Source organism: [Actinomadura] parvosata subsp. kistnae (assembly GCF_900323885.1).
GTDB lineage: Bacteria > Actinomycetota > Actinomycetes > Streptosporangiales > Streptosporangiaceae > Nonomuraea > Nonomuraea composti.
In genome coordinates, this window is record NZ_OOHJ01000018.1 from 4,193,048 (window position 1) to 4,207,351 (window position 14,304).

The window sequence follows — 14,304 nt, forward strand, 5'->3', positions numbered from 1 at the left end:
CCCGAGCCGACCATGCCACCCTCTCCGCAAGGGGACGAGAGGGCGAGCCGGCCACCACTGCTTGAGATCGTCGTTCCGGCCCACAACGAGGAACGACGGCTTCCCGGGGGGCTCCTGCAGCTGTGCGCGAAGCTTGCCCGCATGCCGTTCCCCACGTCCGTCATCGTCGTGGACAACAACAGCACCGACCGCACGGCCGAGATCGTCAGCGGCTGGCCGCGCGGCTCCGTGCCCGTCCGCCTCATCCAGTGCGCGACCCCGGGCAAGGGCGCGGCCGTCAAGGCCGGGCTGCTCGGCACCAGCGCCCCGTTCGTCGGCTTCTGCGACGCCGACATGGCCACCGACCTCGACGCCATCGACGTGGCGCTCGGGCTGCTGCTGTCCGGCGAGCGCGTCGTGATCGGCTCCAGGGCGCACGGCGGCTCGCACGTCGAGAACCGCCACAGCAAGGTCAGGGAGCTGGGCGCGTTCGGGTTCCGTGCGCTGGCCGGCGCGCTCGTACGGGGCGTCGGCGACACCCAGTGCGGCTTCAAGTTCTTCGACGGCGTGCTTGCCCGCGAGACCGCCGCGCGGCTGCGGACGCCGGGCTTCGCGTTCGACGTCGAGCTGCTCGCGCGCTGTGTCGAGCGGGGCTCGACGGTACGGGAGATCCCCGTCCGCTGGCACGACATGCCCGGCTCGCGCTTCTCCCCGGCCCGGCACACGCTCGGCATCGTGCTGGAGCTCGGCCGGATCTGGCTGCGGCTGCACACCAGGCCCCGTCCGGCCACGGCCGCGCACCCGGCCTGGGAGCCGCCGCTCGACCCCGTCGGATATCCGTGAAGATCGCTGTCGTCAACTGGCGTGACCCCTGGCATCCCCAGGCCGGCGGCGCCGAGACGTTCGCCTGGGAGCTGGCCCGCCGCCTCGCGCGCGCGGGCCACCGGGTGTGCTTCGTCACGGCCCGGGCACCCGGGCAGCGCCGGCGCGACACCGTGGAGGGGGTGCGTTTCGTCCGGATGGGCGGGGTCTTCTCCGTCTATCCGCTGGTTCTGGGCTGGCTGCTGCTCAGGAGAGGCCGCTTCGACGCGGTGCTCGACTGCCAGAACGGGATCCCGTTCTTCACCCCCTGGGTGGTACGGCGGCGCACCCGCGTGGTGTGCGTGGTGCACCACGTGCACGACCGGCAGTTCGGGGTGCACCTGCCGGGGTGGCTGGCCGCGTTCGGGCGCTTCCTGGAGGGGCCCGTGTCGCGGTGGAGCTACCGGCGGCACGCGAGCGTGGCGGTCTCGCCGTCCACGGTGCGGGCCATGCGGGAGCGGCTCGGGTGGCGCGGTCCCGTGCACATCGTGTCGAACGGGGTGAGCATCGCTCAGCCCGGAAACATCGTGAAGAGTCCGGTTCCGCGGCTCGTGTGCCTCGGCCGGCTCGTCGCGCACAAGCGGGTCCACCTGCTCCTCGACGCCGTCGCCGAGCTGCGCCGGCAGCGGCCCGGCCTGGTCGTGGACATCATCGGCCGCGGCCCCGAGGAGGCGGCCCTGCGAGCCCGGCTGCCCGAGGGCGTCACCCTGCACGGCTACCTGCCGGAGGAGGACAAGGCCCGCCTCGTCGCCCAGGCGTGGCTGCACGTGAGCACCTCGCAGGGCGAGGGGTGGGGGCTGAGCGTGCTGGAGGCCGCCGCGCTGGGCGTCCCGACCGTGGCGTTCGACGTGGACGGGCTGCGTGACGCCGTACGGCACGGCGAGACGGGCTGGCTGCTGCCGGAGGGCACCGACCTGGCCAAGGGCATCGGCGCGGCACTCGACGAGCTGGACCACACTTATACCGTGAAATGTCGGGAATGGGCCGGGCGGTTCTCCTGGGACCGCAGCGCCGAGCGCCTCACCGCCCTGCTGGAGGGCTCCGACCCGGGACCGGGCTGGGAGGAGCGGTGAGCAAACGGCCACCGGAAGGAGCGGCGGGCGAGCGGCCACCGTCCAGACCCCAAGCGCCGACCGCGCTTCCCACCGCGCTCCCCACCCTGCTTCCCACCGACAAGCTCGTGGCCGGCCGCCGCACCGGCGCCGGCCGCCCGGTGGGCGAGGCGGCCCGGCGCCGCCTCTGGCTGCTGCTGTGCTGCCTCGGCTTCGGCCTGCTGGCCTTCACCACCAAGCCGGGCCACCTCATCTCCGACACCAAGATGGACCTCGCGCTCAACCCGGTCGGCTGGCTGGAGCGCGCCGCCCACCTGTGGGACCTGCAGCACTTCGGCCAGCTCCAGAACCAGGTGGCCGGCTACATCTTCCCGATGGGCCCGTTCTTCGCGCTGGGCGACCTGGCGGGCGTCGCGCCGTGGGTGACGCAGCGCCTGTGGCTGACGCTGCTGATGTGCGTGGCCTTCCTCGGCGTGGAGCGGCTGGGCCGGCAGCTCGGCATCGGCACGCCGGGCACCCGCATCGTGGCCGCGCTGGCGTACGCGCTGGCCCCGCGCACGCTGTCGATCCTCGGCGAGATCTCGATCGAGTGGCTGCCCGCCGCGATGCTGCCGTGGATCCTGATCCCGCTGCTGACCGCCTCGGAGACGGGCCAGCGGGCGCGCGGGGCCATCAGGTCGGCGCTGGCCGTGGCGCTGTGTGGCGGCGTGAACGCGGTCGCCGTGCTGGCCGTGCTGGTCGCGCCCGTCCTCTACATCGTGACCAGGCCGTACCCGGTGCCGCGCTGGCGGCTGCTGGCCTGGTGGTCGGGCGCCGTCGCGGTGGCCACCCTGTTCTGGTCGCTGCCGCTGCTGCTGGTGGGCCGCTACGCGTTCAACTTCCTGCCGTACACCGAGACCGCGAGCACCACGACGGCCGTCACCTCGCTCACGAACGTGCTGCGCGGCGCCTCCGACTGGGTGCGCTACCTGCCGCTGAACGGCGTCTTCGAGCAGCCGCCCGGCTTCACGATCGCCACCTCCGCGACCATGGTCGTCGTCACCGGCGTGCTGGCCGCGCTCGGCCTGGCCGGGCTGTCGCGCCGCGACCTGCCCGCCAAGGGGTTCGTGGTGGCGATGTTCCTGGTCGGCGTGGTGGCGCTGGTGGCGGGGCACGCCGGCGCGCTGGAGCCGATCGTGGCCGAGCCGGTGCGCTGGCTGCTCGACGGGCCGCTCGCGCCGCTGCGCAACCTGCGCAAGTTCGACCCGCTCGTCCGGCTCGCGCTCGCCTTCGGGCTGGCCCACCTGCTGGTACGCGCCAGGCTCCCGCTGCGGACGACGGCCGTGGCCGCGTTCGTCGCGCTCGTGCTGCCCGTCTTCAACCAGGGCCTGGCCGCGCCCGGCGACTTCCAGCAGGTGCCGTCGCACTGGCGGGAGGCGGCCGACTGGCTCGACCGCAACGCCGGCGACGACGGCGTGCTGGTGGTGCCGGGCGCCAAGTTCGGCGAGTACGTCTGGGGCCGCCCCCTGGACGAGCCCCTGCAAGCCCTGACCACCGCCCGCTGGACGGCGAGGCAGATCACCCCGCCCGGCTCCGTGGGCCTGAGCAGGCTGCTCGACGCCATCGACCAGCGGCTCACCGCCGGCCAGGGCTCGCCGGGGGTGACGGCCGTGCTGCGCCGCCTCGGCGTCCGCTACCTGCTCGTCCGCAACGACCTCAACCGGGCCACCCTCCAGGGCGCCTGGCCGTCGCGCATGTACGAGGCGCTGCGCGAGTCGCCCGGCATCAGGAAGGTGCGCTCGTTCGGCGACCTGGTCGGCGACCGGGAGACCGACGACGCGGTGAACCAGGTGGACGCCCCGTTCCCCGCGCTCGACCTGTACGAGGTGTCCGGCAGCTCCGACCTGGTCTCCGTCCAGCCGGCCGCCGACGCGCTGGCCGTGCGGGGCGGGCCCGACTCGCTGCTGGCCATGGGCGATCTCGGCCTGCTGGACGAGGGCCCGGTCCTGGTCAACGGCGACGCCGGCACCCGCGAGGCGCCGACCGTGGTCAGCGACGCGCTGCGGCTGCGCGAGCGCTCGTTCGGCGAGATCCGGTCGAACTGGTCACCCACCCTCACGGCCGACAGCAAGGCGGATTTCGGCGGCGTCAGGGAGCTGGACCTGCTGGAGGACGGCTGGCTGGAGGAGACGGCCGTGGCCGAGTACCACGGCATCGCCGGCATCAGCGCGTCCTCCTCGGTCGCGGACCCGTACGCGATCGCCGGGATCAGCAGCAGCGGCAGCGGCCCGTGGGCGGCCATGGACGGCAACGTGGAGACCGGCTGGCAGAACGACGGCTCCAAGTCCCCGCAGGGCGAATGGCTGCGGGTGGACCTGGCCGGGCGGATGCGGCTGCCGTACCTGAACGTCATGTTCGCCCCCGACCTGCTGCTCGGCCAGTCCGTGCGGCGGATCGCCGTGGAGACCGAGGCCGGCAGCCTGGTGCAGGACGTCACCAACAGCACCGACCCGCAGCGGCTGCGCGTGCCCGACGGGCCGACGACCTGGGTGCGGCTCAAGGTCGTCCGGACGGCGAGCGCGACGTGGAGCTACGGCCAGCGGATCGGCATCGTCGAGCTGTCGATCCCCGGCGTCACGGCCGGCCGCACGATCCGGCTGCCCGGCGAGGGCGACGTCTACGTCATGGACCGGGGGCTCGACGAGCGGCCCGCGTGCATGCGCAACCCGTACCGGTGGGTGTGCAACGAGGTGGCGCTGGCCAGGAAGGGGGAGGAGACCGGGTTCGACCGGACTTTCAGCACCGCGTCCGGCTCGACGGTGAACGTGCGGGGAACCGCCGTGCTGAAGGATCCCGCGCTGGTCGACCGCTTCACCCGCATCCGTGCGGACCTGACCACCGTGACCGGCTCCTCCCAGCTCAGCGACGACGCCGTGGTCGCGCCCAGGTCGGCGTTCGACGCGGACGGGAGCACCACGTGGATCCCGGACGCCGACGACGCCGAGCCGACGCTCACCCTCGCCTGGAAGGGCAAGCGGAAGATCTCGCGCATCCAGATCGGCCGCCCGGGCGGCGACAAGCAGCCGCTGGACGTGATCGTGAGCGGCGACGGCGGGCAGGTGCGCGGCGGGCGGGTGGACGAGCGCGGCAACCTCACGTTCAAGGCCATGTCCACCTCGCGGCTCAAGCTCCGCTTCACCCCGTTCTCCAAGCGGCTGCAGGTGACCGAGCTGGTGGTGCCCGGCGTCGACCCGGTGGGGCGGCCCGCCGACGTCCCGCTCCGGCTGGCCTGCGGGCTCGGGCCCAGGATCGAGGTGAACGGCAAAGCCATCCCGACCAAGGTCGCCGGCACCCACGCCGACCTGCTCGAACAGCGGCCCGTGCAGATCCTCGGGTGCTCGAAGGCGGAGCTGGCCGAGGGGGACAACCGGGTGCGGGTGGCCGGCTGGGACCCGTACACGATCGACTCGCTCGTGCTCGGCACGCTGCCGCGCCGGCCGGACGGCGTGGAGGGCTCGGTGTCGCGCGGCATCTGGACCACCTCCGCCCGCGAGGTCACGGTGAGCGCGCCGAAGGACGCGTTCCTCGTCGTCAACGAGAACTACAACGCCGGGTGGCGGGCGCAGATCAGCGGCAAGACACTCAAACCCATCCGGATCGACGGCTGGAAGCAGGGCTGGGAGCTGCCCGCCGGCACCCAGGGGACCGTCAGGCTCGACTACCTGCCCGACCGCCCCTACCGGCTGGCGTTGCTGCTCGGGCTGGCCGGGATCGCGTTGCTGGCGCTGGCCGCGCTGGCGCTGCGCGGGCCCCGTCCCGAGCACGTGCGCGAGACGGCCGCCGCGGCCTCCGGGCGGCTGGCCCGGCCGCGGGCGCCGGTCGTGGTGGTGCTCGCGCTGGCGTTCGGCGGCTGGGTGGCGAACTGGCAGGGCATGCTCGCGGTGCTCGCCGCCGTGCTCGTGACGCTGCTGCTGCGGGCCCGCGGGCGGCCCGCGCACTGGGCGGCGGCCGGAAGCTTCGGCGTGGCCACGGTGTCGCTGGCGGCCGCCATGGTGCTGCGCGACTACGGCATCGACGTGGAGCCGCTGATGGACCACGTGCCGCAGCTCGCCGCCGCGGCGGCCGTGGGCGTGCTGTTCGGCCAGCTCGTCACGGAGCCGGCGCGGCCGGCAGCGGAGCCCGCGCGGGAGCGGGCGGAGCAGGTGCTGACCGGTGTCCGCTGAGCCTGAGCGCGGGCACCTCGATGAGGTGGTGGCTGCCGACGCTCAGCAGCATCGTCACCATGAACGACACCGCCGCCACGCTCGCGAAGTCGCCCTGGAACGGCTGCGCGCCGGTGAGCTTGAGCTGCAGCGTGATCACCGGCGCGTGCCAGAGGAAGAAGCTGTAGGAGATGCGGCCCAGGTAGGCGCCGACGGGGTTGCCGAGCACCCGGTTCCGCAGCGAACCGGGGCGGGAGGCCAGCGCGAACGGCGCCACCAGGAGCACGGCCACCGCCGTCTCCAGGCTGACCCGCCACAACGACTGCGACAGGGTGGGCAGCGTGAGCGTGCGGGGGCCGGCCAGCTCGGTGCTGAGCACGGCGTACAGCAGGCCCGCCAGCACGAGGAGCTGCGGCGCCAGCGAGTCGATCACGCGGCTGTGCCCGATCCACACCGACAGCACCGCCATCGCCATGCCGCAGGCGAAGTAGACCAGGTGGTACGGCAGCAGCAGCGCGATCTGCGGCTGCTCGAACAGGCGGGCGGCGACCACCGCGGCCACGGTGATCATCGGCAGCACGCCGATGCCGACCAGCAGCCGCACCGGCTTGTTGCCGCGGCGCGCGAAGCGGTGCAGCAGCCAGGCCAGGATCGGCAGCAGCACGTAGAACGACATCTCGATGGGCAGCGTCCACATCTGGTACAGCCCGTCGGGCACCGGGTCGCCGGGGAAGAAGTTCTGGGCCAGGAGCAGCCACTTGACCCAGCCGGTCCAGTCGTCGAACGGGCTCCACGCCCACAGCACCAGAGCGGTCACGAGCCAGTAGACCGGCATCACCCGCAGCACCCGGCGCCACAGGTAACGCAGCGGCTGTGGCCGTGCCGTATTTTCGATCACCGCGCGCGCCCACGGGCGATAGAGCAGCAGGCCCGACAGGAGGAAGAAGATGGGTACGGCGATCCCGAGGCGGCTCATCATCCAGGGGAGCATGCCCTCGCGGTACATGACACCCGTGTTGCTCCCGACGTGCAGCAGCCAGACGCCGAGTGCCGCGATCGCCCGGATGCCGTCGAGTGCGGCGTCCCTGCTCTTCATCGCTGCTCCTGCTTTCTCGCTTTCCCGGCCGTCCGACAGGTAGCAGGCCGGGGCCGAAACCACGATAGAACTTGTTTCTATCGATTTGGTTGCGGTGCGCGGCCCGCCGGTGACGTCCCTCACTCACTGTCATACTTTGTTGCTCGACGATCGGGAACAAACGACAACATGTTCTACAAAATGCGGAGGCCTCGATGGGTCGTATCTCCACGCTCGTCCTCATCGGGTTCGGGGCTTTCTTCATCGCGCTGGCGCCCCTGCTGAAATTCTGGGCGGCCGGCCAGATCATCTCCGCGCCGGCGGACCAGTTCGGCATCTCGCGGCTGGAGGCCAAGGGCGCCCGGTACTTCTCCCTCCAGGACCTCAAGGTGCTGACCGGCGATCTCGACATCATCGTCACCACGCGCGGGGACGTGAAGGAGGCCAAGGACGACCACGTGGTCTGGGACGAGGCCACGGTCGTCAACGACGTCACCAACAGCCGCCCGCAGATCGACATCTCCGAGCGCCGCAGCGCCTTCAACCGCTACACCGGCCTGGCGGTGAACTGCTGCAGCAACAACGTCGAGAAGGCGCCGGTGACGCTGGAGGGGCAGATCTACAAGTTCCCCTTCGACGTGGAGAAGAAGACGTACAAGGTGTTCAACGCCACGGCGCAGAAGGCGTTCGACGCGGTGTTCGTGCGCGAGGACAAGGTCAACGGGCTGCCCGTCTACGTCTTCGAGCAGACCGTGCCGCCGACCAAGACCGAGACCCGCACCGCTCCGGCGAACGTGCTCGGCATCACCGGCGAGACCGGCGACGTGCAGGTGGACCGCTGGTACGACGGCAAGACGACGTTCTGGGTGGAGCCGGTCACGGGCTCGCCGGTGCGGCAGGAGGTGCAGCGGCACGAGGTGCTCAAGACCCAGGATGGGGTGGAGCGCTCGGCGGCCTTCATCGCCACCGCGAAGATGACCGAGGCGACGGTGAACGACCTGGTCAAGAACGCGCAGAGCGGCAAGAACACCATCAACCTGCTGCGCAACGTCATCCCGCTGGTGCTGCTCGTCGTGGGCGTCGTGCTGCTCGTGGCCGGGGTGCTCGTCGGCCGCCGCCGGCCGGAGCCGGCCGAGTAAATTCAGGCGCTATTTATCGGGCCCGTGAGAACGGGCCCTTTTTCATTGACAGCCATTCTTTACTAGAACGAGTTATAGCCGGACGTTACTCACCAGTACCAGACGAAAGGTTCTAGTCTAGAACACGTTGCAGTTTGCCGTCCTGCGGACGTATTGTCGGGCCATGCGGACCCGTGTCACGGACATGTTCGGAATCGAGCTCCCGATCTTCGCGTTCAGCCACTGCAGGGACGTGGTCGCCGCCGTCAGCCGGGCCGGCGGCATGGGAGTGCTCGGAGCGCTCTACTTCACGCCCGAAGAGCTCGAGACCGAGCTCAAGTGGATCGACGACCACGTGGACGGCAAGCCGTACGGGGTGGACGTCGTCATGCCGGCCTCGTACGAGGGCGCCGACTTCGCCCCCGAGGAGCTGGTCGGCCGCCTCCAGGCCATGATCCCCGAAGGCCACCGGGCCTTCGTCGAGAACCTCCTCGCCAAGCACGGCGTCCCGCCCCTGTCGGCCGACGCGGAGGCGGGCCGCGTCCTGCTCGGCTGGACGGACGCCACCGCCCGCCCCCAGGTCGAGGTCGCCCTGCGCCACCCCATCGCGCTGCTCGCCAACGCCCTCGGGCCGCCGCCCGCCGACGTGGTGGAGCTCGCCCACGCGCACGGCGTCAAGGTCGCCGCGCTCGCCTCCACCCCGCGCCACGCGCTCAAACAGGTCGAAGTCGGCGTGGACGTGGTCGTCGCCCAGGGCACCGAAGCCGGCGGCCACACCGGCGAGATCTCCACCATGGTCCTCATCCCGCAGGTCGTGGACGCCGTGGACGTGCCCGTGCTCGCGGCCGGCGGCATCGGCAACGGCCGCCAGATGGCCGCCGGCCTGGCACTCGGCGCCGAAGGCGTCTGGACGGGCTCGATCTGGCTCGCCGTCGAGGAGGCCGACACGCCCGAACTGGCCAAGCGCCGCATCCTGGAGGCCACCTCCCGCGACACCGTCCGCTCCCGCAGCTGGACCGGCAAGCCCGCCCGCCTGCTCAGGAACGAGTGGACCGAGGCGTGGGAGTCGGAGGAGTCGCCGGGGACGCTGCCGATGCCGCTGCAGTTCATGCTGGTCTCGGACGCGCTGCGCCGCATCGGCCGCTCGGACGCCACGGAGCTGGCCACATTCCCCGCCGGGCAGATCATCGGCGTGATGAACCAGGTCCGCTCGGCCAAGGACGTGGTGTTCGGCCTCGTGGAGGAGTACGGCGAGGCAGTGGAACGCCTGGACCGCCTCACCGGCGACTGACCACTCGAACGGGCACGACGGTGACCAGGCTCTCCAACCCAACGAAGCCGTCGGGGTTACGAGTGTAGAGCGGCAGGCCCCGGCTGGAGGCGACAGCGACGAGTCCGCCTCGGCCGGGGATCGCGCTTGGCCGAGATCGTGAGTGCGACCAGGCTGCCATACCAGGCCGCCGCGTCGGCATCGAAGGGAAGCGGCTCAGGTGTCGATGACGCCGACGGCGTGACGATCATCCACGGCGACGATGCTTCGCGACCAGGTCGCCGGCACTCAGATCGTTGCGGTTCATGACCTCGTGATGCGTCCTGCCCGTGCCTCGCGCCGCCGAGCTCGCTCAACGCCCTTCGTAGCGGGCCGGGCGCTTTTCGCGGAAGGCGCGGGTGCCCTCCTTGGCGTCCTCCGAGCCGATCACCGGCCAGCCCAGCTCGTCCGACACCTTCAGGGCCTCCACCTCCGGCATGCCCAGCGTGTCCCGGTACGTCCGCAGGATGGCCTGCACCGCCAGCGGCCCCGAGGCGGCGATGTCCTCGGCCAGCTCGCGGGCCGTCGTGAGGGCCTGGCCGTCCGGGACGACGCGGTTGACCAGCCCCATCGACAGGGCTTCGGCGGCGGTGACGGGGCGGCCGGTGAGCAGGAGGTCCATGGCGTGGCAGTACGGGATCTGGCGGGGCAGCCGCACGGCGCTGCCGCCCATCGGGAACAGGGCGCGCTTGGCCTCGAACAGGCCCAGCGTGGCGGACTCGGCGACGACCCGCAGGTCCGTGCCCACCAGCAGCTCGGTGCCGCCGGCGACCGCGTAGCCCTCGACGGCGCAGATGATCGGCTTGGTGGGCAGGTCCTCGCGCAGCAGGCCCTTCCAGTGGAAGTTGGGGATCTGTGCGGCCCTGGCCTGCACCTGCGGGTCGGTGGAGGGCTGGCCCATGGCTTTGAGGTCGGCCCCGGCGCAGAACGTGCCTTCGGCCCCGGTCAGGATCGCCACCCGGATCCCGGGCTCCTCCGACGCGTACGCCCAGGCGGAGGCGAGGCCGATCAGCATGTCCGAGGACAGCGCGTTGCGGGCCTCCGGCCGGTTCATGGTGACGGTCAGGACGTGGCCGTCACGTTCGATCCGGCAGTGGGGGGTGCTGATCGGCAGGAGCTCCACGGACGCCTCCGGAGTGATGAGATCAAGCGCTTGCTACGAAGTTGGGCCCAGGATACGCTCCGACCAGCAAACGAGAACAGGTTCCTGTTTTGCACGCCCTGAGCTGAGGAGATCAGATGGGCACGCTCGGTTTCTGGAGGCTCGCGCAGGCGGATCCCGAGTGGATCGCGGCCGTGGACCCCGACGGCACCCAGCACCGCGCGGGCGACCTCCTTGCCCGTTCCAACCGGCTCGTGCACGGCCTGCGCGCGCTCGGGCTGCGGCCCGGCGACGGCATCTGCGGCCTGGTGCCGAACGGCGCCGACGGGCTCGTCCTCTACCTGGCCGCGCTCCAGGCCGGCTGGTACTACACGCCGATCAACTGGCACCTGACCGGGCCCGAGATCGCCTACATCGTCTCGGACAGCGAGGCCAAGGCGTTCTTCGTGCATCCCCGCTTCGCCGAGGAGGGCGCCAGGGGGGCCGAGGCCATCGCGCCCGAGCGCCGCTTCCTGCTGAACGCAGAGCAGGCTGAGAAGCTTCGGCAGGCGGGCTCGCCGCTCGACGGCTTCCGTCCGTTGAGCGAGCTGGTCGAGGGGCAGCCCGACAGCGCGCCTGAAGCTCGCACCGCGGGCGCCACCATGCACTACACCTCGGGCACCACCGGCAAGCCCAAAGGGGTCAGACGGCCGCTTAGCGGCCTCGATCCGGACGACGCCGCCGAGCTCATGACGTTCCTGCTCGGACTGTTCGGCATCACCCCCGGCCGCCCGAACGCCCACCTCGTCACCTCGCCCAGCTACCACACGGCGGTGACCCAGTTCGGCGGCACGGCCCTGCACATGGGGCACACGCTCGTCTACATGGACAAGTGGAACGCCGAGGAGATGCTCGCCCTCTGCGAGCGCCACCGCGTCACGAACTCGCACCTGGTCCCGACCCACTTCAAGCGCCTGCTCGCGCTCCCGGAGGAGACCCGGCGCAAGTACGACCTGTCGTCGCTGCGCTGGATGATCCACGCGGCCGCCCCCTGTCCCGTCCCGGTCAAATGGGCGATGCTCGAGTGGTGGGGCGACTGCGTGTACGAGTACTACGCGGCCACCGAAGGCGGCGGCACCCTCGCCACGCCCGCCGACTGGAAGGCCCACCCCGGCACCGTCGGCAAGGCGTGGCCGATCAGCGAGCTGCTGATCGTCGACGAGCAGGGCGAGCCGGTGCCCACCGGCACCCCCGGGACGATCTACATGAAGATGATGGGCGTCCAGTTCGAGTACAAGGGCGACCCCGCCAAGACCGCCGCGAACCGCCTCAAGGACCACTTCACCGTCGGCGACATCGGATACCTGGACGAAGAGGGCTTCCTCTACCTCTGCGACCGCAAGGCCGACATGATCATCTCGGGTGGGACGAACATCTACCCCGCCGAGATCGAGAACGAGCTCATGGTCCACCCGAAGGTGGCCGACGTGGCCGTGTTCGGCATCCCGGACGAGGAGTGGGGCGAGCAGATCAAGGCCGTGGTCGAGCCCGCCCCCGGCTCGGAGCCGGGCCCGGAGCTGGCCGCCGAGCTGCTGGCCTCGCTGGAGGGCCGGCTGGCCAGGATGAAGTGGCCCAAGAGCATCGACTTCATCGCCGAGATGCCCCGCGAGCCGAACGGCAAGCTGCTCAAACGCAAGCTCCGCGACCCGTACTGGGAGGGACACGACCGTGCCATCTGATCCGCTGGTCGCTCAGCACGTCCTGGAGTTCCCCGGCGGCTACACGCGTACGACGGGGCCGGTCATCGGCCGCTTCCTCAGCGAGCTGCGCGCGCGCCGCATCGTCGGGGTGCGGACGGCGGAGGGGCGGGTGCATGTCCCCCCTCTCGAGTACGACCCCGCGACCGGCGAGCCGGTGACCGGCGAGTACGTCGAGGTCGGCCCGGCCGGCACGATCACGACGTGGGCCTGGGTGGCCGAGCCGCTCGACGCCCACCCCCTCGACCAGCCCTTCGCCTGGGCCCTCATCCGGCTCGACGGCGCCGACTCCGACCTCCTGCACGCCGTGGCGGCCGAGAACCCGAAGGCCCTGGCGGCCGGCGCCCGCGTGTGGCCGGTCTGGCGCGACCGGCCCACCGGCCACATCACCGACATCTCCCACTTCGCCCCCGAGGTCACGAAGATCGTGTCCGAGGTGCGCGCCGAGTACCGCCTCCAGGTCGGCGGCGCGCTGCGCGTCTTCCTGGAGGGCGTCGAGCGCGGCGTCTTCCTCGGCAGCCGCTGCGAGCAGTGCGAGAAGGTGTACGTGCCGCTCCGGCTGGCCTGCCCCGAATGCGGAAACACCCTCCCGGAGACGCTCGAACTCCCTGACACCGGCACGATCACCACCTTCGCCATCAACAACCTGCCCGATCCCCGGGCTCCGGAGGTGCCGTTCGTGTCGGCGTACATCCTGCTCGACGGGGCCGACATCCCCATGATCGCCCTCATCGGGGACGTACCCGCACACGAGGTGCGCCAGGGCATGCGGGTCAAGGCGGTCTGGGTGCCCGAGAGCGAGCGCACGGCGACCATGGCGAACATCCGCTGGTTCGCCCCCACCGGCGAGCCCGACGTGGAGCTGACATGAGAGACGTGGCGATCGTCGCGTTCGCGCAGACGCGGCACACCGATCACGACACCGGCCTGAGCGAGCACGAGCTGATCCACCCCGTGATCAGCGAGGTCAAGGAGCGCACCGGGCTCAGGCGCTTCGGCTTCACCTGCTCGGGGAGCTGCGACTACCTGGCGGGGGCGCCGTTCTCGTTCGTGTCGGCGCTCGACGCGCTGGCCGCCTGGCCGCCCATCTCCGAGAGCCACGTCGAGATGGACGGCGCCTGGGCCCTGTACGAGGCGTGGGTGCGGCTCCAGCACGGCGACATCGACTCCGCCCTCGTCTACGGCTTCGGCAAGTCGTCCCTGGGCGACCTGCGGACGATCATGACGTTGCAGCTCGACCCGTACTATCTGGCGCCGCTCGGCCTCGACCAGCTCTCCTACGCCGCCCTCCAGGCCGCCGCCGTGGGCGCCGACCGGCAGGAGCTCGACGAGATCGTGCGGCGCAGCCGGGCCGACGGGCGAAGCAATCCGTACGCGTTCGACCTGCCGGATCTTTCCGACAAAGAGGACTTCGCCGTTCAGCCGCTCACGAAAACGGACGTGCCGCCCATCACGGACGGCGCCGCCGCGATCGTCCTGGCGGCCGGCGACCTGGCCACGGAGCTGTGCGACCGCCCCGCCTACATCCGGGGCATCGCGCACCGCACCGAGCCGCACTACCTGGGCCTGCGCGACCTGGCGAGGTCGGCCTCGGCCGCCGACGCCGCCCGCGCCGCCGGCGTCGGCAAAGGCCCCGTCGAGGTGGCCGAGCTGCACGCCCAGTTCCCCCACGAGGAGATCATCCTGCGCCGGGCCCTGGAGCTGGGCGGCGACACCGTGATCAACCCGTCCGGCGGCCCGCTGGCCGCCAACCCCGTCATGGCCACCGGCCTCATCCGCCTCGGCGAGGCCGCGCGCCGCATCCACGACGGGACGGCGAGCCGCACGGTCGCGCACGCCGCGAGCGGCCCCTGCCTGCAGCAGAACCTCGTGACCGTCCTGGAGGCATGAC

Annotated in this window: 10 protein-coding genes; 8 read left to right on the forward strand and 2 right to left on the reverse strand. The window is 71.6% G+C overall.

The genetic code is table 11. The annotated features are described in order from the left end of the window. Positions 1-12: 12 nt before the first annotated feature. From KIS93_RS39915 to KIS93_RS39925, 3 genes are read left to right on the forward strand one after another with little or no spacing between them, the layout of a single operon-like run. Positions 13-822: a glycosyltransferase gene (locus tag KIS93_RS39915; RefSeq protein WP_080042795.1), complete on the forward strand. Its 810-nt coding sequence runs from the start codon at positions 13-15 to the stop codon at positions 820-822. Beyond that, the gene (locus tag KIS93_RS39920; RefSeq protein ID WP_080042794.1) at positions 819-1,913 is read left to right on the forward strand and encodes a glycosyltransferase family 4 protein; all 1,095 of its coding nucleotides are present in this window, start codon (positions 819-821) and stop codon (positions 1,911-1,913) included. The genes KIS93_RS39915 and KIS93_RS39920 overlap by 4 nt, the downstream gene beginning before the upstream one ends. After that, on the forward strand, positions 1,910-6,094 hold the full coding sequence (locus KIS93_RS39925) for an alpha-(1->3)-arabinofuranosyltransferase domain-containing protein (RefSeq protein WP_186404664.1): 4,185 nt from the start codon (positions 1,910-1,912) through the stop codon (positions 6,092-6,094). The genes KIS93_RS39920 and KIS93_RS39925 overlap by 4 nt, the downstream gene beginning before the upstream one ends. On the opposite strand, the gene KIS93_RS39930 is transcribed toward KIS93_RS39925, so the two are convergent. Next, complete coding sequence (locus tag KIS93_RS39930; protein WP_080042792.1) at positions 6,021-7,169, reverse strand: acyltransferase family protein; 1,149 nt, start codon at positions 7,167-7,169, stop codon at positions 6,021-6,023. The two genes, KIS93_RS39925 and KIS93_RS39930, sit on opposite strands and share 74 nt — an antisense overlap. 194 nt (positions 7,170-7,363) lie before the next feature. On the opposite strand from KIS93_RS39930, the gene pgfA reads away from it, so the two are divergent. After that, positions 7,364-8,287, forward strand: coding sequence for a cell envelope lipid trafficking protein PgfA (pgfA, locus tag KIS93_RS39935; protein WP_080042791.1), 924 nt, complete (start codon positions 7,364-7,366; stop codon positions 8,285-8,287). A 163-nt stretch (positions 8,288-8,450) separates the two neighbouring features. Then, positions 8,451-9,557, forward strand: coding sequence for an NAD(P)H-dependent flavin oxidoreductase (locus KIS93_RS39940; RefSeq protein ID WP_080042790.1), 1,107 nt, complete (start codon positions 8,451-8,453; stop codon positions 9,555-9,557). A 331-nt stretch (positions 9,558-9,888) separates the two neighbouring features. On the opposite strand, the gene KIS93_RS39945 is transcribed toward KIS93_RS39940, so the two are convergent. Then, positions 9,889-10,698: a crotonase/enoyl-CoA hydratase family protein gene (locus tag KIS93_RS39945; RefSeq protein WP_080042789.1), complete on the reverse strand. Its 810-nt coding sequence runs from the start codon at positions 10,696-10,698 to the stop codon at positions 9,889-9,891. Positions 10,699-10,814: 116 nt separating this feature from the next. Between KIS93_RS39945 and KIS93_RS39950 the strand changes: the two genes are divergently transcribed. Genes KIS93_RS39950 through KIS93_RS39960 form a run of 3 tightly spaced genes read left to right on the forward strand, consistent with a single transcriptional unit; the run spans position 10,815 to position 14,303 of the window. Further along, positions 10,815-12,395 carry an acyl-CoA synthetase gene (locus KIS93_RS39950; protein ID WP_080042788.1) on the forward strand — a complete coding sequence of 527 codons (1,581 nt, stop codon included), beginning with the start codon at positions 10,815-10,817 and terminating at the stop codon, positions 12,393-12,395. Then, entirely contained in the window at positions 12,385-13,284 is a 900-nt protein-coding gene (locus KIS93_RS39955; RefSeq protein ID WP_080042787.1) for a Zn-ribbon domain-containing OB-fold protein, read from the forward strand. The genes KIS93_RS39950 and KIS93_RS39955 overlap by 11 nt, the downstream gene beginning before the upstream one ends. Further along, positions 13,281-14,303: a thiolase domain-containing protein gene (locus KIS93_RS39960; RefSeq protein WP_080042786.1), complete on the forward strand. Its 1,023-nt coding sequence runs from the start codon at positions 13,281-13,283 to the stop codon at positions 14,301-14,303. Before KIS93_RS39955 ends, KIS93_RS39960 begins: the two co-directional genes overlap by 4 nt. Position 14,304: the final 1 nt, after the last annotated feature.

Bases quoted from the DNA above. Each gene is read 5' to 3' on its own strand.
- KIS93_RS39950 (WP_080042788.1), top strand. From the start codon at position 10,815: ATGGGCACGCTCGGTTTCTGGAGGCTCGCGCAGGCGGATCCCGAGTGG.
- KIS93_RS39960 (WP_080042786.1), top strand. From the start codon at position 13,281: ATGAGAGACGTGGCGATCGTCGCGTTCGCGCAGACGCGGCACACCGAT.
- KIS93_RS39940 (WP_080042790.1), top strand. From the start codon at position 8,451: ATGCGGACCCGTGTCACGGACATGTTCGGAATCGAGCTCCCGATCTTC.
- KIS93_RS39930 (WP_080042792.1), bottom strand. From the start codon at position 7,169: ATGAAGAGCAGGGACGCCGCACTCGACGGCATCCGGGCGATCGCGGCA.
- pgfA (WP_080042791.1), top strand. From the start codon at position 7,364: ATGGGTCGTATCTCCACGCTCGTCCTCATCGGGTTCGGGGCTTTCTTC.
- KIS93_RS39915 (WP_080042795.1), top strand. From the start codon at position 13: ATGCCACCCTCTCCGCAAGGGGACGAGAGGGCGAGCCGGCCACCACTG.